The 18,189-nt window shown below is 72.7% G+C and carries 17 protein-coding genes; 11 read left to right on the top strand and 6 right to left on the bottom strand.

Features of this window, described 5'->3' with window-relative positions:
* Positions 1 to 20: 20 nt before the first annotated feature.
* On the top strand, positions 21 to 824 hold the full coding sequence (locus BLW85_RS17355) for an exodeoxyribonuclease III (RefSeq protein WP_074992530.1): 804 nt from the start codon (positions 21 to 23) through the stop codon (positions 822 to 824).
* Positions 825 to 831: 7 nt separating this feature from the next.
* On the opposite strand, the gene BLW85_RS17350 is transcribed toward BLW85_RS17355, so the two are convergent.
* Positions 832 to 1,509: a MerR family transcriptional regulator gene (locus tag BLW85_RS17350; protein WP_074992529.1), complete on the bottom strand. Its 678-nt coding sequence runs from the start codon at positions 1,507 to 1,509 to the stop codon at positions 832 to 834.
* 133 nt (positions 1,510 to 1,642) lie between these two features.
* On the opposite strand from BLW85_RS17350, the gene BLW85_RS17345 reads away from it, so the two are divergent.
* The 4 genes from BLW85_RS17345 to BLW85_RS39415 all read left to right on the top strand — a co-directional run bounded on the left by BLW85_RS17345 (position 1,643) and on the right by BLW85_RS39415 (position 5,290).
* Positions 1,643 to 3,199 carry a flavin-containing monooxygenase gene (locus BLW85_RS17345; protein WP_074992528.1) on the top strand — a complete coding sequence of 519 codons (1,557 nt, stop codon included), beginning with the start codon at positions 1,643 to 1,645 and terminating at the stop codon, positions 3,197 to 3,199.
* On the top strand, positions 3,196 to 4,140 hold the full coding sequence (locus BLW85_RS17340) for an alpha/beta fold hydrolase (RefSeq protein ID WP_074992527.1): 945 nt from the start codon (positions 3,196 to 3,198) through the stop codon (positions 4,138 to 4,140). The genes BLW85_RS17345 and BLW85_RS17340 overlap by 4 nt, the downstream gene beginning before the upstream one ends.
* On the top strand, positions 4,137 to 5,021 hold the full coding sequence (locus BLW85_RS17335) for an SDR family oxidoreductase (RefSeq protein ID WP_074992526.1): 885 nt from the start codon (positions 4,137 to 4,139) through the stop codon (positions 5,019 to 5,021). The genes BLW85_RS17340 and BLW85_RS17335 overlap by 4 nt, the downstream gene beginning before the upstream one ends.
* Positions 5,022 to 5,113: 92 nt before the next feature.
* Entirely contained in the window at positions 5,114 to 5,290 is a 177-nt protein-coding gene (locus BLW85_RS39415; RefSeq protein ID WP_167381411.1) for a hypothetical protein, read from the top strand.
* 85 nt (positions 5,291 to 5,375) lie between these two features.
* On the opposite strand, the gene BLW85_RS17330 is transcribed toward BLW85_RS39415, so the two are convergent.
* On the bottom strand, positions 5,376 to 8,660 hold the full coding sequence (locus BLW85_RS17330; RefSeq protein WP_074992525.1) for a S41 family peptidase: 3,285 nt from the start codon (positions 8,658 to 8,660) through the stop codon (positions 5,376 to 5,378).
* Between the two features lie 195 nt (positions 8,661 to 8,855).
* Here BLW85_RS17330 and BLW85_RS17325 point away from each other — a divergent pair, with 195 nt between their 5' ends.
* From BLW85_RS17325 to BLW85_RS17305, 5 genes are all read left to right on the top strand, one after another.
* Positions 8,856 to 9,449, top strand: coding sequence for a TetR/AcrR family transcriptional regulator (locus BLW85_RS17325; RefSeq protein WP_070023745.1), 594 nt, complete (start codon positions 8,856 to 8,858; stop codon positions 9,447 to 9,449).
* Positions 9,450 to 9,563: 114 nt separating this feature from the next.
* Positions 9,564 to 11,777 (top strand): MMPL family transporter, encoded by a 2,214-nt coding sequence (locus BLW85_RS17320; protein ID WP_074992524.1) that lies wholly within the window; start codon positions 9,564 to 9,566, stop codon positions 11,775 to 11,777.
* Between the two features lie 122 nt (positions 11,778 to 11,899).
* Positions 11,900 to 12,412, top strand: coding sequence for a YbaK/EbsC family protein (locus BLW85_RS17315; RefSeq protein ID WP_074992523.1), 513 nt, complete (start codon positions 11,900 to 11,902; stop codon positions 12,410 to 12,412).
* A gap of 80 nt (positions 12,413 to 12,492) precedes the next feature.
* A complete protein-coding gene (locus BLW85_RS17310; RefSeq protein WP_275657228.1) occupies positions 12,493 to 13,419 on the top strand; it encodes an NAD(P)-dependent oxidoreductase in 927 nt (308 codons plus the stop codon).
* A 113-nt stretch (positions 13,420 to 13,532) separates the two neighbouring features.
* Entirely contained in the window at positions 13,533 to 13,808 is a 276-nt protein-coding gene (locus tag BLW85_RS17305) for a DUF1876 domain-containing protein (RefSeq protein ID WP_070024424.1), read from the top strand.
* Positions 13,809 to 13,814: 6 nt separating this feature from the next.
* Here BLW85_RS17305 and BLW85_RS17300 read toward each other — a convergent pair whose 3' ends face one another.
* The 4 genes from BLW85_RS17300 to BLW85_RS17285 all read right to left on the bottom strand — a co-directional run bounded on the left by BLW85_RS17300 (position 13,815) and on the right by BLW85_RS17285 (position 17,669).
* Positions 13,815 to 14,993, bottom strand: a complete 1,179-nt coding sequence (locus BLW85_RS17300) for a serine hydrolase domain-containing protein (protein WP_074992522.1) — start codon at positions 14,991 to 14,993, stop codon at positions 13,815 to 13,817.
* A 102-nt stretch (positions 14,994 to 15,095) separates the two neighbouring features.
* Positions 15,096 to 15,869, bottom strand: a complete 774-nt coding sequence (locus BLW85_RS17295) for an energy-coupling factor ABC transporter ATP-binding protein (protein ID WP_074992521.1) — start codon at positions 15,867 to 15,869, stop codon at positions 15,096 to 15,098.
* On the bottom strand, positions 15,857 to 16,618 hold the full coding sequence (gene cbiQ / locus BLW85_RS17290) for a cobalt ECF transporter T component CbiQ (protein WP_074992520.1): 762 nt from the start codon (positions 16,616 to 16,618) through the stop codon (positions 15,857 to 15,859). The genes BLW85_RS17295 and cbiQ overlap by 13 nt, the downstream gene beginning before the upstream one ends.
* Position 16,619: 1 nt before the next feature.
* A complete protein-coding gene (locus BLW85_RS17285; protein ID WP_074992519.1) occupies positions 16,620 to 17,669 on the bottom strand; it encodes an energy-coupling factor ABC transporter permease in 1,050 nt (349 codons plus the stop codon).
* 170 nt (positions 17,670 to 17,839) lie between these two features.
* On the opposite strand from BLW85_RS17285, the gene BLW85_RS17280 reads away from it, so the two are divergent.
* Positions 17,840 to 18,178 carry an SsgA family sporulation/cell division regulator gene (locus BLW85_RS17280; protein ID WP_070023737.1) on the top strand — a complete coding sequence of 113 codons (339 nt, stop codon included), beginning with the start codon at positions 17,840 to 17,842 and terminating at the stop codon, positions 18,176 to 18,178.
* Positions 18,179 to 18,189: the final 11 nt, after the last annotated feature.

Raw genomic sequence — 18,189 nt, 5'->3', positions numbered from 1 at the left:
TGTGCCGGTATCGTGCCCGGGTGCTGACTGTGACCTCGGTGAACGTGAACGGGCTGCGGGCCGCCGCCAGGAAGGGCTTCGTCCAGTGGCTGGCCGCGACGGAGGCGGACGTCGTCTGCCTCCAGGAGGTGCGCGCCGAGCCGCACCAGCTGCCCGAGGAGGCCGGACGGCCTGCGGGCTGGCACGTGGTGCACGCCCCGGCCGCGGCCAAGGGCCGTGCGGGCGTCTCGCTCTACACCCGGCGCGAGCCCGACCGGACCAGGGTCGGCTTCGGCTCCGCCGAGTTCGACGGCAGCGGCCGCTACGTCGAGGCCGACCTGCCCGGCGTCACCGTGGTCTCCCTCTACCTGCCCTCCGGTGAGGTCGGCACCGAGCGCCAGGACGAGAAGGTCCGCTTCATGGGAGAGTTCCTCGCCCACCTCAAGCGGCTGCGCGAGCGGGCCGCCGCCGAGGGCCGCGAGGTGCTCGTCTGCGGCGACTGGAACATCGCCCACCGCGAGGCCGACCTCAAGAACTGGCGCGGCAACACCAAGAACTCCGGCTTCCTCCCCGAGGAGCGCGCCTGGCTCGACCAGGTCCTCGACCCGGCGGACGGCGGCTACGTCGACGTCGTCCGCACCCTGTACCCGGACACCGAGGGCCCCTACACATGGTGGTCGTACCGGGGCCGGGCGTTCGACAACGACGCGGGATGGCGGATCGACTACCACTGCGCCACGCCCGGCCTCGCCGCCCGCGCCCTCAAGGCCCGGGTGGAGCGCGCCGCCTCGCACGCCGAGCGCTGGTCCGACCATGCTCCGGTGACCGTGGTCTACGGCCCCTGAGCCGGGTTCAGTCCCGCTTGCTCAGCCTCCGGTCCAGGGCCAGGGACAGTTCGGCGTCGACCACGCTGCGGGCCAGGGGGCGCAGGCGGTGCAGGTCTTCTTCGGGGGCGTGGCGCAGGACCATGGTGGTGAACAGGTCGGCCAGGGCCTCGGCGTGTTCGCGGACGCGTTCGCCGGCGGCCAGGACCTCGGCGAGCGGGATGCCCTCGCGGACCAGGGCGGAGGAGACGTCCAGCAGCCGGCGGCTGATGTGCACGATCTCCTCGCCGTCGGTGCCCAGGTAGCCCGCCTTCAGCGCGGCGGCCAGGTTCTCCGGGGTGACCTGGCCCTCGAAGCGGGCGGCCAGTTCCTCCGGGGTGAGGCGGATCGGCTCCTCCTCGGTCGGGGTGCCCACGCCGAGCAGGTCGGCGACGTTCCGGCCCTGGTCGAGGGCCTCGGCGAGTTCCGCGATGCCGGTCAGGGTGTGGCCGCGTTCCAGCAGTGCGCCGATGGTGCGCAGCCGGGCCAGGTGGTGGTCGTCGTACCAGGCGAGGCGGCCCTCGCGGCGGGGCGGGGGCAGCAGCTTGCGCTCGCGGTAGAAGCGCAGCGTGCGCACGGTGATGCCGGCCAGCCGCGCCAGCTCCTCCGTGCGGTACTCGCGCGGGCCCTGACGGGGTGCCTCCGGGTGTTCTGCGTCTCCTGCCACGTCCGAAGCCTATGGTGTACCGCCGGTAACTTTCCTTCCCGCGCCCCCTACCGCTCGGTACGGAGCTGTTCTACAGTCCCATCGTGCCAGTGTTCACTGGCAGCATTTCTAGGTGAGGCGTGGAGGCTTCGGGATGGCCGAGCACGAGCATGTGAGGGTGGCGGTGATCGGGTCCGGCTTCGGCGGGCTGGGCGCCGCGGTGCGGCTGCGCCGCGAGGGGATCACCGACTTCGTCGTCCTGGAACGGGCCGGCAGCGTCGGAGGCACCTGGCGGGACAACAGTTACCCCGGGTGCGCCTGTGACGTGCCCTCCCACCTGTACTCCTTCTCCTTCGCACCCAACCCCGAGTGGCCCCGCACCTTCTCCGGGCAGCGGCACATCCGCGCCTACCTGGAGCACGTCACCGACGTGTTCGGACTGCGCCGGCACCTCCGCTTCGACTCCGAGGTGAAGCTGCTGAGCTGGGACCGCGAGGAGCTGCGCTGGCACATCGAGACCACGCGCGGGTCGCTGACCGCCGACGTCGTGGTCTCCGCCACCGGCCCGCTGTCCGACCCGAAGACCCCGGACGTCCCGGGCCTGGACTCCTTCCCCGGCAAGGTGTTCCACTCCGCGCGCTGGGACCACGACTACGACCTGCGCGGCAAGCGCGTGGCCATGGTCGGCACCGGCGCCTCCGCCATCCAGATCGTGCCCGCCATCCAGTCCCAGGTGGGCAGGCTCACCCTCTTCCAGCGCACCCCGCCGTGGGTGATGCCCCGCGTGGACCGCGCCATCAGCCCGGCCGAGCGCTGGCTGCACCGCTCGCTGCCGCTGACCACCCAGCTGCGGCGCGGGCTGCTGTGGGGCATCCGCGAACTCCAGGTGCAGGCCTTCACCAAGCACCCCGACGAACTCGGCTTGGTCGAGCAGCTCGCCAAGCGGCATCTGGCCCGCGCCGTCAAGGACCCGGCGCTGCGTGCCAAGCTCACCCCGGACTACCGCATCGGCTGCAAGCGCATCCTGCTGTCCAACACCTACTACCCGGCGCTGACCAGGCCCAATGTGGACGTGGTCGACAGCGGGCTCAGCGAGATCCGCGGCTCCACGGTGATCGCCGCCGACGGCACCGAGACCGAGGTCGACGCGATCATCTTCGGCACGGGCTTCCACGTCACGGACATGCCGATCGCCGAGCGGGTGGTCGGCGCGGAGGGCATCACGCTCGCCGAGTCCTGGAAGGACGGCATGAAGGCGCTGCGCGGCGCCACGGCCGCCGGCTTCCCGAACTTCATGACGGTCATCGGGCCCAACACCGGCCTCGGGAACTCCTCCATGATCCTGATGATCGAGTCCCAGCTGAACTACATGGCCGACTATCTGCGCCAGCTGGACGTGCTCGGCGGCCGCACCGCCCTGGACGCCCGGCCGGAGGCGGTCGCGGCCTGGAACCACAAGGTGCAGGAGCGCATGCGGCGCACCGTGTGGAACACCGGCGGCTGCACCAGCTGGTACCTCGACGCGAGCGGCCGCAACACCACCGTCTGGCCCGGTACGACCGGCGAGTTCCGGCGGATGACCCGGCACGTGGACCTCGGCGAGTACGAGGTGGTCCGCCCCGCGGCGGCCCGGCAGACCCCCGAGGGCGCGAAGTCCGGTGAGCCGGCGGGGTCTTCGAAGAGCGGGCGGAACAGCGAGGTCGCCGCGTGAGCCGGATCACGGCCGTCACCTCCGGCCCGTACGCCCCGCCTGCCCCCGCCCGTGAACTCGCCGTCCCCTCCACCGACGGCGCCCGGCTGCACGTCGAGGTGCACGGTCCGCAGGACGCCCCCCCGGTCGTCCTGCTGCACGGCTGGACCTGCTCGACCGCCTTCTGGGCGGCGCAGCTGAGGGACCTGGCGGCCGACCACCGGGTGATCGTGTACGACCAGCGGGGCCACGGGCGCAGTCCGCTGAGCCCGGTGTGCACCACCCGGGCGCTCGCCGACGACCTGGAGGCCGTGCTCGCCGCGACGCTCGCGGACGGCGAACGGGCCCTGGTCGTCGGTCACTCCATGGGCGGCATGACGATCATGGCCGCCGCCGAGCGTCCCCGGCTGCGCGCCCACGCCGCCGCCGTCCTGCTGTGCAGCACCGGCAGCTCGCGGCTGGTCGCCGAGGCCCGGGTGCTGCCGCTGCGCGAGGGACCGGTGCGTGCCTGGCTCAGCGGGCGCGTGCTCGGCTCGCGCGTCCCGTTCGGGCCGGTCACCCCGGTCGCCAAGCGCATCCTGAAGTACGGCACCATGGGCACGCGTTCGACGCCGCAGATGGTGGAGGCCTGCGCCCGGATCGTGCACGCCTGTCCGACGCCCGCGCGGCACGCCTGGTCCCAGGTGCTGGCCACGCTCGATCTCGACCACGGCATACGGGCGTTGAGCATGCCCACCGCGATCGTGCACGGCGCGGCCGACCGCCTCGTGCCCCCGGTGCACGCCCACGCCATGGCCGCCGGGCTGCCGAACTGCGTCGGCCTGACCGAACTGCCCGGCATCGGGCACATGACCCCGGTCGAGGAGCCCGAACTGGTCACGGGCCGTATCCGGGAACTCGTCACCACGTATGTCACGGGGGCCGGCGAGCCCGCTCCCGCGCGGATCAAGGAGGGCGCATGAGCAGGGTCGGTCTGGAGGGGCAGGTCGCGGTCGTCACCGGAGCGGCGCGCGGTGTCGGCGAGTTGCTGGCGCGCAAGCTCTCGGCGCGCGGCGCGAAGGTGGCCCTGGTCGGGCTGGAGGAGGAGGTCCTCAAGGAGGTCTCCGGCCGGCTGCACAGCGAGAGTGCCCACTGGTACGCCGACGTCACCGATCACGAGGCGATGAGCCGGGTGGCGCGGGAGGTGAAGGAGCGGTTTGGCAAGGTCGACATCGTGGTCGCCAACGCCGGTGTGGCGACGGGCGGTCCGTTCGTCGACTCCGATCCGGAGGCGTGGCGGCGGGTGATCGAGGTGAATCTGATCGGCTCGGCGGTGACGGCCCGTGCGTTCCTGCCGGTGCTGGTCGAAAGCCGCGGCTACCTCCTCCAGATCGCCTCGCTCGCCGCGATCACGCCGGCGCCGATGATGACGGCGTACTGCGCCTCCAAGTCCGGTGTGGAGGCGTACGCGCACAGTCTGCGGGCCGAGGTCGGCTACCAGGGCGTGCGGGTCGGTGTCGGCTATCTGTCGTGGACCGACACCGACATGGTGCGCGGCGCCGACCAGGATGACGTGATGCGGGAGTTGCGGCAGCGGCTGCCGTGGCCGTCCAACAAGACGTATCCGCTGGGCCCCGCGGTGGACCGGATCGTCGCGGGCATCGAGCGGCGCTCCTCGCACGTGTACGCGCAGTGGTGGCTGCGCGGGATGCAGAGCGTGCGCGGGTATCTCCCGGCACTCATCGGGTCGGTGGGGCAGCGGGAGATGAAGCGGTTCGCGCCCCGGCTGGAGGGGATGCGGTCCGGGCTGGTGGGTGCGGGCGGTGCGGCGGACGAGGCCGCGCGCGTCACGCACCGTCACTGATCCACATGCGGAGCGTGGTCGGCCGTGTGAATCTGGTCGTGGCCCCGCAAGGGGCCGACTCCCCACTCTCATCACCACAGGAGTGAACCCCCATGGGTATGAAGGACCAGCAGGGCCAGGCCGGCCAGCACAAGGGCAAGGGCAAGACGGACCAGGCGCGCGAGCGGGCCGGCCAGCGGGGCCAGCAGCAGCCGCAGCCCAACCGTGGCCGCCAGGACATGGACGACACGGAGATGCAGGACCGGCTCGACCAGGACTACGACGCGTAGTCGTGGCGCTCGGCTTCGGCCGGGTGCGCGGGGTGCCCTTCCTCCGGGGGGCACCCCGCGTGCGTCGGTGGTCCCTTCGGACCGCTCACGTCCTCCTGGGCGGGAGCTTCGGGCGGGTGCGGTCGGGCACCTCGCTGTAGTCCGGGGGGATCGCGGCCGGGTTGGACTCCAGGAGTTCGAGGGCGAGTTGGACGGCGTCGTCGAGCTGGGCGTGCCGGCCCTCCGCCCAGTCCAGGGGGGTGCGCAGGATCTCCAGGTCGGGGGTGACGCCGTGGTTCTCCACGGACCAGCCGTAGGCGTCGAACCAGGCGGCGTTCATGGGGACGGTGATGACGGTGCCGTCGCCGAGGCGGTGGCGGCCGGTCATGCCGACCACGCCGCCCCAGGTGCGCTGGCCCACCACCGGGCCCAGCTTGAGGAGTTTGAACGCGGCCGTGATCATGTCGCCGTCGGAGGAGGTCGCCTCGTCGGCCAGTGCCACCACCGGGCCCCGGGGCGCGTTGGAGGTGTACGACACCGGCTGGGCGTTGCGGGTCAGGTCCCAGCCGAGGATGGTCCGGGTCAGCTTCTCGATGACGAGTTCGCTGATGTGGCCGCCCGCGTTGCCGCGCACGTCCACGATCAGCGCGGGGCGGGACACCTCCATGCGCAGATCGCGGTTGAACTGGGCCCAGCCCGAGCCGCCCATGTCGGGGATGTGCAGGTAGCCGCACTTGCCGCCGCTCAACTCGCGCACCACGGCCCGGCGTTTGGCCACCCAGTCCTGGTAGCGCAGCGGCCGGTCGTCGATGAGCGGGACGATGGCGACGCGGCGGGGCGGACCGGTGCCCTCGGCGGGGGCGAACGTCAGCTCCACCGTCGTACCGCCCGCGCCGGCCAGCAGCGGGAAGGGGCCGGTGACCGGGTCGACCGGGCGGCCGTCGACATGGGTGAGCACCGCGCCCTCGCGGATGCCGGTGCCGGCCAGCGGTGAGCGGGCCTTGGAGTCGGAGGAGTCGCCGGGCAGGATCCGGCGGATGGTCCAGCCGGCCTCGCGGGGCACCAGGTTGGCGCCGAGCAGGCCCTGCCAGCGCTGGTAGTGGGGCGGGCCCTCGTTGCGCCGGGAGGCGGTGACGTAGGCGTGGGAGGTGCCGAGTTCGCCCAGGACCTCGCGGAGCAGGTCGGCGAACTCGTCGGGGGAGGCGACCCGTTCGACCAGCGGGCGGTACTGGTCGAGCACCGCGTCCCAGTCGATGCCGCTCATGCCGGGGTCCCAGAAGTAGGCGCGGATGAGCCGGCCGGCCTCGTCGTACGACTGCCGCCACTCGGCGGGCGGATCCACCTCGTGCAGGATGCGGCGCAGGTCGATCCAGACGGTGGTGTCGCCGTCGCCGATCTCGGTGGAGGGCACCGCGCGCAGCTCGCCCTCGTCCACCACGACCAGCCGGGTGCCGTCGCCGCTGACCGCGAACCAGTCGAGGTGGGCGACGAGTTCGGACTTCTTCGCCTTGGTGATGTTGAAGTACTCCAGCGTCGGGCGGCCGCTGATGTCGGCCGGGTTGACGAAGGTCTCGCCGAGCGCGCCGGAGATCGGCCAGCGCAGCCAGACCAGGCCGCCGCCCGCGACCGGGTACAGCGAGGAGTACTTGGAGGCGATCACCGGGAACGGGGTGACCCGGCTGGCCAGTCCCTCGACCTCCACCATGACCGTGCCCGCCTCGCCGGTCTCCTCGTCCTCCAGCGGGTCGAGGCCGCCCGCCGCCGGCCGGCCCTCGGGGTTGAGGGCGAAGGGGGAGGGGGTCGCCGAGGACAGCGGCACCAGGTAGGGGCGGCTGCCGAGCGGGAAGGACAGGTCGCCGGTGTGCACGTCGTACACGGGGTCGAAGCCGCGCCAGGACAGGAAGGCCAGATAGCGGCCGTCGCGGGTGAAGACGGGGGTCTCGTCCTCGAAGCGGCCGTCGGTGACGTCCACGATCAGCCGGTCCTTGATCCGGGCCAGCTTGATCTGGCGCAGCGAGCGGCCGATGCCGGGGTGCGACCAGGTGAGCCAGGAGCCGTCGGGGGAGAAGGCGAGGTCGCGCACCGGTCCGTTGACGGAGCGGATCAGCTCGGTGACCGCGCCCTCCTCGGTCTCCGCCCCGACGCCGGTGCCGGGTGCCTCCGGGACGCCGGCGCCCGGCTCCTCGGGCACGTCGATCAGCAGCAGGCGGCCGTCGTGGGAGGCGACGGCGAGGCGTTCGCCGGCCGGGTCGGACACCATCTCCAGGACCCGGCCGAGGGCGCCGGAGGCGAGCCGGCGCGGCGGGCGGTCGCCGGTGGCCCGGGGCAACTGGGCGATCTCCACCGCGTCCGCGCCCCCGGCGTCGGTCACATAGGCCACCTGCCCCATGGAGCCGAGCATCTCCGGCAGCCGGACCCGGACCCCGGGGGTGTCGGCGATGGTGCGGGCCGGGCCGTCGCGGTGGGTGAGCCAGTACAGGCTGCCGCGCACCACGACCGCGCTGGCCCGGCCGGTCTCGTCCACCGAGATGCCGTCCACGTTCTGCGCGGCCGGCACCTGGTAGCGGCGGCGGCCCGCGGCGGGGCCGGCGAGGCGGATGTCGAGCCTGCGCGGGGTTCCGTTCAGGGAGAAGTCGTCCACCAGCCACAGGTCGCCCGCGCACTGGTAGACCACCCGGGTGCCGTCGCTCGCGGCGTGCCGGGCGTAGAAGGCGTCGTGGTCGGTGTGGCGGCGCAGGTCGGTGCCGTCGTAGGCGCAGGAGTAGAGGTTGCCGACGCCCTCGTGGTCGGAGAGGAAGGCGATCCGGCCGGCGACGTACATGGGGCTGGCCAGGTGGCCCTCGATGTCGGGCAGCAGCCGCCTGCCGTGCAGCCACAGCCGGCCCATGGCGCCGCCCCGGTAGCGCTTCCAGGAGGCCGGTTCGTGCGGCGGGGTGCCGGTGAGCAGCAGGGTCTTGCGCTCGCCCGCGAGATCGGCGACCTGGATGTCGGTGACCGGGCCCCAGGGCAGCCGGCCGCCCGGGTCGCCTTCGGTGGTCACCTTGTAGGCCCAGGTGAAGTAGGAGAAGGGCTGCCCGTGGGAGGCCACCGCGAGGATGTCGCCGTCCGGGGTCCAGCCGCACACCTCGGTGTCGGTGCTGCCCCAGTACGTCAGCTGCCGCGTGGGGCCGCCGGTGACGTCGACGAGATGGATCTCGGGGACCAGGCTGCGCCAGTTCGTGTAGGCGATCCGGCTCCCGTCGGGGGAGAAGCGGGGGTGGCCGGTCTTCGTGCGGTCGGCGGTGAGCCGCCAGGCACGGCCCGGGGTGTCGAGGGGGGCCAGCCAGAGGTCGTCCTCGGCCACGAAGCAGAGCAGGTCGCCGCTGAGGTGGGGAAAGCGCAGATAGCTCACCTCCCCATGCTTTTCCGCCCGCTGGAGGCGGGCAACTTGTGTGGCCTTCTTATGTGTTCCTCACGTTCGTGACGGACCCCACGTACGAAACCGTTTCGTTTCGCAGAACGGGGAGGGTATCTTCATCACGTACGACGATGTACACCCGAAGATGTACGTACGAGAAGGAAGTTCCGGAGCGGGAGGGTGAGCGGCATGACCGAGACCGTCGCGGCGGCACGGCGCAGCCGGATCACCCCCGAGCGCGAGGCCGAGCTGTACGAGGCCGTGCTCGACCTGCTCCGGGAGGTCGGCTACGACGCCCTCACCATGGACGCCGTCGCCGCCCGCACCCGGTCCAGCAAGGCCACGCTCTACCGCCAGTGGGGCGGCAAGGCCCAGCTGGTGGTCAAGGCGCTGCGGCACTCCAAGCGCGGCCACCCGGAGGACATCGACACCGGCTCCCTCCGCGGCGACCTGCACGCCCTCGTGGCGGTGGAGGACGACTGCACCATGGCGCAGAACTCCGCCCTGATGCGGGGCATCGCCATGGCGATCCACCACAACGAGGACCTGCGCGACGCCTTCAAGGAGCAGATCGTCGACGTGGAGATCGTCAGCGGCCGGCGGATGCTCCAGCGGGCCATCGACCGGGGCGAGGTCCGTCCGGACTGTCCGGCGATCGACTTCATGGTGCACATGATGGTCGGGGGCTTCGCCACCCGGACCCTGCTGGAGGACCAGCCGCCCACCCGGGACTTCCTCATCTCGTACATCGACGCCGTGGTCCTCCCCGCCCTCGGCGCCTGACCCTCCTAGACGCTCCTTCCCCGGCAAGCCCACCACCTGACGTCACCGCTCACGTCGTCGGGCTGATCGCCCCTGCCCTGATGAACCCCACGACCTGACCGGGAGTACGCCCCCGTGGCCACATTCCTGTACCGACTCGGCCGACTCGCCTTCAGGCGACGGCACTTCGTCGCCCTGATCTGGGTGGCGCTGCTCACCCTCGCCGGGGTGGGCGCCGCCTCCGCGCCGGCCGCCGGCAACAGTTCCTTCTCCATCCCCGGCACCGAGGCCCAGAAGGCCTTCGACCTGCTGGAACAGCGCTTCCCCGGGATGAGCGCCGACGGCGCCACCGCACGGGTCGTCTTCAAGGCGCCGGCCGGCGAGAAGATGACCGACAAGCCCAACAAGGCCGCCGTCGAGCAGACGGTGCGCGAGCTGGGACACGGCTCGGAGGTCGCCTCCGTCGCCGACCCGTACACCGGGCACACCATCAGCCGGGACGGCTCCATCGCCTACACCTCGGTGAAGTACAAGGTCTCCGGCATGGAGCTGAAGGACTCCTCCCGGGACGCCCTGACGAAGGCCGCGCAGGACGCGCGGGACGCGGGGCTGACCGTCGAGATCGGCGGTGACGCGCTCAACTCCATGCCCGAGACCGGCTCCGGCGAGGTGATCGGCATCGCCATCGCCGCCGTCGTCCTCGTCATCACCTTCGGCTCCCTGCTCGCCGCCGGGCTGCCGCTGCTGACCGCGATCATCGGCGTCGGCATCGGCGTCTCCGCGATCACCGCGCTCGCCAACGTCCTCGACCTGGGCAGCACCACCTCCACCCTGGCGACGATGATCGGCCTCGCCGTCGGCATCGACTACGCCCTGTTCATCGTCTCCCGCTACCGCGCGGAACTCGCCGAGGGCCGCGAGCGCGAGGAGGCGGCGGGCCGCGCCGTCGGCACCGCCGGCTCCGCGGTGGTCTTCGCGGGCCTGACCGTCGTCATCGCCCTGGTCGGACTGTCCGTCGTCAACATCCCGATGCTGACGAAGATGGGCATCGCGGCGGCGGGCACGGTCGCCATCGCCGTACTGATCGCCCTCACCATGATCCCGGCGCTGCTCGGCTACGCGGGCCGCAAGGTCAAGCCGGCCGGCGAGAAGAGCAGGCTGCTCGGCGGCGGCCGGAAGCCGAAGAACCCGGACCGCCCCAACATGGGCACCCGCTGGGCCCGCTTCGTGGTCCGCCGCCCGGTCGCGGTCCTCCTGCTCGGTGTGATCGGCCTCGGCGCGGCGGCGGTCCCGGCCGCCTCCCTGGAACTGGGCCTGCCCGACGACGGCTCCCAGCCCACCTCCACCACCCAGCGCCGCGCCTACGACCTGCTGTCCGAGGGCTTCGGCGCCGGCTTCAACGGCCCCCTGATGGTCGTGGTCGACGCCAAGCACAGCGCGCACCCGCAGACGGCCTTCACCGAGGTCGCCAAGGAGATCAAGGGCATCAAGGACGTCGTCGCGGTCACCCCGGCCACGCCCAACAAGGCCGGCGACACCGCGATCATCACCGTGGTCCCCAAGTCCAAGCCGTCCTCGAAGTCCACCGAGGACCTGGTGCACGCGATCCGCGACAAGGGCGCGGACACGGCGGCGAAGGCGGACGCCGAGGTCCTGGTCACCGGCTCGACGGCGATGAACATCGACGTCTCCCAGCGCCTGAACGACGCGCTGCTGCCGTACCTCGCCCTGGTGGTCGGCCTCGCCTTCCTCCTGCTGATCGTGGTCTTCCGCTCGGTCCTCGTCCCGCTGAAGGCGGCCCTCGGCTTCCTGCTCAGCGTGCTCGCGGCGCTCGGCGCGGTCGTCGCGGTCTTCCAGTGGGGCTGGCTGTCCGGCCTGCTGAACGTCCAGCAGACCGGCCCGGTCATGTCGATGATGCCGATCTTCATGGTGGGCGTGGTCTTCGGCCTCGCGATGGACTACGAGGTCTTCCTCGTGACCCGGATGCGGGAGGCGTACGTCCACGGCGAGAAGCCCGGCCAGGCGGTGGTGACCGGCTTCCGGCACGGCGCCCGCGTGGTCACGGCCGCGGCCGTCATCATGATCGCCGTCTTCTCCGGCTTCATCGGCGCCAGCGAGTCCATGATCAAGATGATCGGCTTCGGCCTCGCCATCGCCGTCTTCTTCGACGCCTTCGTCGTCCGCATGGCGATCGTTCCGGCGGTGCTCGCCCTGCTCGGCAGGCACGCCTGGTGGCTGCCGAAGTGGCTCGACCGGATGCTGCCCAACGTGGACGTGGAGGGCGAGGGCCTGCGCACGCAGGCCGCCGCCAACGGCACGGAGGACGAGCGGGAGCTGGTACGCGCGTGACGTACCGCTTCTGAGCGAAGCGGCCGGTGAGGGTGCCCGTGGGGACGGGGTCTGCACCCTCACCGGCTTTTCGCCGTCCGGACGTCCTCGCACCGGCCGGCCGTCCTCGCTACCGTTCCCCCATGACGACAGCCGCCACCGGCACCGACGGATCGGGAGCGCACCCGCGTTTCGCGCAGGCGCTGAGGGAACTGGGCCTCGACGAGGTGCTCGGGCGGGCCCGGAGATTCCCGGAGGGGACCCGGACCGCCGTGGAGGCCGCCGCGGCGGTCGGCTGCGAGCTGAGCCAGATCTGCAAGTCGCTGGTGTTCGCGGCCGACGGTGTGCCGGTCCTGGTGCTGATGGACGGGGCCTCCCGCGTCGACGTCGAGCGGGTGCGCGCGGAGCTGGGCGTGCGCAAGGTCGGCCGGGCCGACGCGCAGGCGGTGCGGGAGGTCACCGGGTACGCCATCGGCGGCGTGCCGCCCTTCGGGCACCGCACCCGCACCCGGGTGCTCGCCGACCGTTCGCTGCTCGCCCACGACGTGGTGTGGGCCGCCGCCGGGACGCCGTACGCCGTCTTCCCCATCGAGCCGGAGGAGCTCGTCGCCCACGCCGGGGCCACACTGGTGGACGTGCGCGAGCAGCAGGCGTGACGCCGCGTACGACGGCGGCCGTCCCGTTCGCCGCCGTCGTACGCGCCGGGTGAGAGCCCGTCGCCGCGCCGGCCGCCGCGGTGGGACAGGCTGGAGACACACAGCGACTTCAGGGAGCGTCAATGAGCGACAAGCCGACCGTCGGCGTCCTGGGCACCGGCATCATGGGAGCGGCGATGGCCCGCAATCTGTGCCGCGCCGGGCTGGAGGTGCGGGCCTGGAACCGCACCCGGGAGAAGGCCGAACCCCTCGCCGCCGACGGCGCCCGGGTCACGGACACCCCCGCCGAGGCCGTCGAGGGCGCCGATGTCGTCCTGACGATGCTGTACGACGGCAACACCGTGCTGGACGTGATGCGCGAGGCCGCCCCGGCGCTGCGGCAGGGCACCGCCTGGGCGCAGTCCACCACCGCCGGTACCGAACTGATCGCCGACCTGGCCGCCTTCGCCCGCGAGCACGGGCTGCTCTTCTACGACGCCCCCGTCCTCGGCACCAAGGAGCCCGCCGAGGCCGGGAAGCTGACCGTGCTGGCCGCCGGGCCCGAGGAGGGGCGCGCGGCGGTCGGGCCGGTGTTCGACGCGGTGGGCGCCAAGACCCTGTGGACCGGCGAGGACGGCGGCGCGGGCAGCGCCAGCCGGCTGAAGCTGGTCGCCAACAGCTGGGTGCTCGCGGTCACCGCGGCCACCGGCGAGACGCTGGCCCTCGCCAAGGGCCTCGGCGTCGACCCGGCGCACTTCTTCGAGCTGATCGACGGCGGCCCGCTCGACATGGGATACCTGCGGGCCAAGTCCCGGGTGCTGCTCGACGGCGAGCTGACCCCGCCGTCGTTCGCGGTGACGACCGCCGAGAAGGACGCCCGGCTGATCGTGGCGGCGGGCCGGGGCAGCGGGGTGCGGCTGGACGTGGCAGAGGCCACCGCCGAACGGCTCGCCCGCGCCGCCGCCCAGGGGCACGCCGACGAGGACATGGCCGCCGCGTACTTCGCCAGCTTCGACGGCGAGGACTGAGCCGGGCCGCCGAGATGACGCGACCCGTGGCCGGGAGGCACCCTGGAGACAGCCGGAACGAGTGTTTCCCGGAGGTGGCCGCCATGACACAGACCATGCAGCAGACGCAGACCATGAGCCACACCGCTGTCGGGTGGCATGTCGAGCTGGAGTTCGAGGAGGACGGTCAGCACACGCGCGCGGCGGCCCTGGTGCGGTTGCCCGACGGCTCCGAGATCCGGGGACACGGGCACGCCAGCCGCCACCACGTGGACAACGACCAGCCCAGGGTCGGCGAGGAGATCGCCGGGGCCCGGGCCCTCAACCAGATCGCCATGGAGCTGCTGGACAAGGCCCACGGCGAGATCGACGCGGATTCCGGGCGCACCTCGCACCCGATCCACGTGTGAGCCCGGTCAGCTTCCGAGCGCCGTGCGCAGCGCCCGCACCAGCGACTGCGCCCGCGGGTCCGCCGTCACGCTCGCGCGGAAGCCGCCCGTGACATAGCCGAAGGCGATGCCCGACTCCGGGTCGGCGAAGCCGAGGCTGCCGCCGCGGCCCGGGTGGCCGAAGGAGCCGGGGGACAGCAGCGGCGAGGCGCTGCCGTGCAGCATGTAGCCGAGGCCGAACCGGGTGTTCACCACGAGCACCCGGTCCGGCCCCGCGGAGTGTTCGGCGCGGGCCAGCTCCGTCGTCGCGGGGCTGAACAGACGGGTGCCGCCGTCCACGTCGCCGATGAGCGAGGCGTAGACGCGGGCCAGGCCGTCGGCGGTGGCGATGCCGTTGGAGGCGGGCAGGGACGCGGCGCGGTAGGCGGGGTCGTTCTCGTCCGGCATCGGGGTGATCGCGGCGAAGGCGCGGCGGGTCAGCGAGTCCGGGTCGGCCCAGGCCTCGGTCACGGCCCGCTTGGGCCGCAGCCGCAGCGCGCCCGACTCCTGCGGGGCCTCGATGTCCCCGACACGGCCCGCCCGGCCCTGCTCCGCCTCGGGCAGCCCGAGCCAGACGTCCGCGCCGACGGGCCGGGCGATCTCGTCCGCGATCCACTCGCCGACCGGGCGCCCGGTGACGCGCCGCACCAGTTCCCCGGTGAGCCAGCTGTAGGTCTGGGCGTGGTAGCCGTGGTCGGTGCCCGGCTCCCACACCGGCGCCTGCGCGGCGACGGCCGCCGCGCCGAGGTCCGGGTCGGCGGCCTCGGCCGGGGTCAGCGGGCGGTCCAGCACCGGCACGCCCGCGCGGTGCGCGAGCAGGTCCCGTACCCGGGTGCGCTCCTTGCCCGCCGCCTTGAACTCGGGCCAGTACGCGCCGACCGGTGCGTCCAGGTCCAGTTCACCGCGCTGGTGCAGCAGCAGGAGCGCGGCGGCGGCGACGCCCTTGGTCGCCGAGCGCACGATCTGGGCGGTGCCGTGCTGCCAGGGCGCGGTCCCGTCGACGTCCTTGGTGCCCGCCCACAGGTCGACCACCTTGTGCCCGTCGCGGTACACGGCGACGGCGGCGCCGCGCTCCCCGAGCCGGGCGAAGTTCGCCGCGAAGGCATCCCCGACCGGCTCGAAGCCCTCGGCCACCGTGCCGTGCACGTCCGTCCCGTCCGCCCCCATGTTCCGGGTTCCCTTCCACGCTCGCCTGCGACAGTGGGTGCAACAGCGGGCGCGGGCCTGCGATTCCTTGGCGGGAGCCGGTGTCCGTAATCGTTGTCTTTGTCACCCGCGGGTGGTCCGCGCCACCGAGCGCGGGTCGAAGCCGAACGGCAGCTCCAGCCGGTGCGCCCGCATCAGCTCCTCGTCGGACAGCAGGTCCCCCGTCGGCCCGTCGGCCGCGATCACACCGTCGCTGAGGATCAGCGAGCGCGGGCACAGCTCCAGGGCGTACGGCAGATCGTGCGTGACCATGAGGACGGTCACGTCCAGCGAGCGCAGGATGTCGGCCAGCTCGCGCCGGGAGGCGGGGTCGAGGTTGGAGGACGGCTCGTCCAGGACCAGGATCTCCGGCTCCATGGCGAGCACGGTGGCCACGGCGACGCGCCGCCGCTGCCCGAAGGAGAGGTGGTGCGGCGGCCGGTCGGCGAACTCCGCCATGCCGACCCGCTCCAGGGCGTGCCGTACGCGCTCCTCCAGCGCGGCGCCCCTGATCCCGGCGGCGGCCGGCCCGAACGCCACGTCCTCGCGCACCGTCGGCATGAACAGCTGGTCGTCCGGGTCCTGGAAGACGATGCCGACCTTCTGCCGGACGGCGGCCATGTGCTGTTTGCCGACGGGCAGCCCGGCGACGGTCACCGAGCCGGTGCCGCCGCCGAGGATGCCGTTGAGGTGCAGCACCAGGGTGGTCTTGCCGGCGCCGTTGGGGCCGAGCAGCGCGACCCGTTCGCCGCGAGAGAGGGTGAAGTCCACGCCGAACAGGGCCTGGTGGCCGTCGGGGTAGGCAAAGGCGAGGCCGGAGACCTCCAGCGAAGCGGTGGGCGTACTCACAGGATCCATCCCAACAGGCAGACGACGAGGGCCGAGCAGGGCAGCGCGAGGGCGAGGCGCCACTGCGCCGGGGACGCGACCGCCTCCTCGACGACCGGCATCGAGCCGGTGTACCCGCGGCTCACCATGGCCAGGTGGACGCGCTCCCCGCGCTCGTAGGAGCGGATGAACAGCGCGCCGGCGGACTTGGCGAGCACGCCCCAGTGCCGCACGCCGCGCGCCTCGAAGCCGCGTGAGGCGCGGGCGATCCGCATCCGGCGCATCTCGTCGGTGATGACGTCGCCGTAGCGGATCATGAAGCCGGCGATCTGCACCAGCAGCGGCGGCAGCTTCAACCGCTCCAGGCCGAGCAGGAGTTGGCGCAGCTCGGTGGTGGCCGCGAGGAGGACGGAGGCGGCGACGCCGAGGGTGCCCTTGGCGAGCACGTTCCAGGCGCCCCACAGTCCGTTGACGCTCAGCGAGAGGCCGAGCACGTGCACCCGCTCGCCCTGCGCGACGAACGGCATCAGCACCGCGAACGCGACGAAGGGCACCTCGATCAGCAGCCGCTTGAGCAGGAAGGCGGCGGGCACCCGGGCGAGCCGGGCCACCGCCGCGAGCAGCACGGCGTACACCGCGAACGCCCACATCGCCTCGCGCGGGGTGGAGACCACGACCAGCACGAAGAGGAAGGCGGCGGCCAGCTTGGTGTGCGGCGGCAGGGCGTGCACGGGCGAGGTGCCGTGCCGGTAGAGCCGGTGCGCGTGTCCAGCGCCCATGTCACAGACCGGTGTTGGCGGGCGAGACGTCCGCGCCGCGGCGCCGGCGCAGCGCCCAGAACACCGCGCTGCCCGCCACCACGGTGACCCCGACGCCGATCACGCCCGCGAGCCCGCCGGACAGGCGCGCGTCGGAGACGTCCTTGACGCCGTAGTCGGCGAGCGGCGAGTCGGCCGAGGCGTGCTCCTTCTCCTTGGTGTCGATGCCCTTGTCGTGCGCGACCTTCTCCAGGCCGTCCGGGTCGGCGGAGGCGTAGAAGCTGACGAAACCGGCGAGCACCAGGGAGGCGACCAGGCCGGTCAGCCACACCGTGCGCCGCGAGGTGCGCGCCGCCGCGGGCACGGCGACGGGCTCGGGCGCGTCCACCAGCTCGCCGTTCACCCGCAGCCGGAGCGGCCGGCGCAGCCCGCGCGCCCCGTGCACCAGGTCCGGGCGTACGGCGATCACGGCGCCGACGGTGAGCGCGGTGATCACCGCCTCGCCGATGCCGATCAGCACGTGGACGCCGATCATCGCGGTGGCGACCTTGCCGAGGGAGACGTCGGTGGTGCCGCCGATCGCGTAGATCAGAGTGAAGGCGACGGCGGCGGCCGGCACCGACAGCAGCGCGGCGGCGAAGGAGGCGACGGTCACCGAGCGCCGCCTGCGGGGCAGCACGGCGAGCAGGCCGCGGAAGACGGCGTACGACACCACGGTGGTGACCAGCGCCATGTCCGTGATGTTCACGCCGAGCGCGGTCAGCCCGCCGTCCGCGAACAGCACGCCCTGCATCAGCAGCACCACCGACACGCACAGCACGCCGGTGTACGGGCCGACCAGGATGGCGGCGAGCGCCCCGCCCAGCAGATGGCCGCTGGTGCCGGCCGCGACGGGGAAGTTGAGCATCTGGACGGCGAAGATGAACGCCGCCACCAGTCCGGCCAGCGGGGCCGTTCTCTCCTCCCCGAGTTCGCGGCGGGCACCGCGCAGGCTCACCGCGAGGGCGCCGGCGGCGACCACCCCGGTGACGGCGGAGGTGGGGGCGTCGATGAATCCGTCAGGTACATGCACCGTTTGATTTTAGAGGCTTGTTGCGAACCTTTTGCAAGTACCAGGGCGTCGCCTGCCCATCCGATGAGGCGACGCCGTCTCCGGAAGCGGCCCGGGGAAAATGTGCGACATTGGAGAGCAAGCGGATGAACAGCTTTCGCATAGGTCACTCAGTGTGAAAGGGCGTTCCGATGTCTGTGATCGAACAGTACGCACGCGCCCATGTCGTGACGGACGACGAGGACCCGGGGGCCGTCCCGGTACTGCTGCGGTACGACCCCGACCGCGACCCGCGCTCCGTGCGGATCGGCCTTCCGGGCACCCACGAGTGGACCTTCTCCCGCGCCCTGCTGGAGCGCGGGCTGCGGGCGCCGGCCGAGAGCGGCGCCGTCCGGGTGTGGCCCTGCGGCCGGGTCCAGGCGGTCGTGGAGTTCCACTCCGACAGCGGTGTCGACGTGCTCCAGTTCGACGCCAAGGCGCTGGTCAGGTTTCTGCGCCGGACCTACACCGCCGAGCCCGTGCACAACTAGGGCCCCCTGGC

The organism is Streptomyces misionensis, from assembly GCF_900104815.1.
Taxonomy (GTDB): Bacteria; Actinomycetota; Actinomycetes; order Streptomycetales; family Streptomycetaceae; genus Streptomyces; species Streptomyces misionensis.
Note: the sequence above shows the minus strand (reverse complement) of the source record. Positions and strands in the feature narration are given on the sequence as shown.

What these genes read in the sequence shown, in the direction of transcription:
- BLW85_RS17315 (WP_074992523.1), top strand. Translation starts at nt 11,900, where the DNA reads ATGACGACAGCCGCCACCGGCACCGACGGATCGGGAGCGCACCCGCGT.
- BLW85_RS17305 (WP_070024424.1), top strand. Translation starts at nt 13,533, where the DNA reads ATGAGCCACACCGCTGTCGGGTGGCATGTCGAGCTGGAGTTCGAGGAG.
- BLW85_RS17335 (WP_074992526.1), top strand. Translation starts at nt 4,137, where the DNA reads ATGAGCAGGGTCGGTCTGGAGGGGCAGGTCGCGGTCGTCACCGGAGCG.
- BLW85_RS17300 (WP_074992522.1), bottom strand. Translation starts at nt 14,993, where the DNA reads ATGGGGGCGGACGGGACGGACGTGCACGGCACGGTGGCCGAGGGCTTC.
- BLW85_RS17295 (WP_074992521.1), bottom strand. Translation starts at nt 15,869, where the DNA reads ATGGATCCTGTGAGTACGCCCACCGCTTCGCTGGAGGTCTCCGGCCTC.
- BLW85_RS39415 (WP_167381411.1), top strand. Translation starts at nt 5,114, where the DNA reads ATGGGTATGAAGGACCAGCAGGGCCAGGCCGGCCAGCACAAGGGCAAG.
- BLW85_RS17345 (WP_074992528.1), top strand. Translation starts at nt 1,643, where the DNA reads ATGGCCGAGCACGAGCATGTGAGGGTGGCGGTGATCGGGTCCGGCTTC.
- BLW85_RS17280 (WP_070023737.1), top strand. Translation starts at nt 17,840, where the DNA reads ATGTCTGTGATCGAACAGTACGCACGCGCCCATGTCGTGACGGACGAC.
- BLW85_RS17325 (WP_070023745.1), top strand. Translation starts at nt 8,856, where the DNA reads ATGACCGAGACCGTCGCGGCGGCACGGCGCAGCCGGATCACCCCCGAG.
- cbiQ (WP_074992520.1), bottom strand. Translation starts at nt 16,618, where the DNA reads ATGGGCGCTGGACACGCGCACCGGCTCTACCGGCACGGCACCTCGCCC.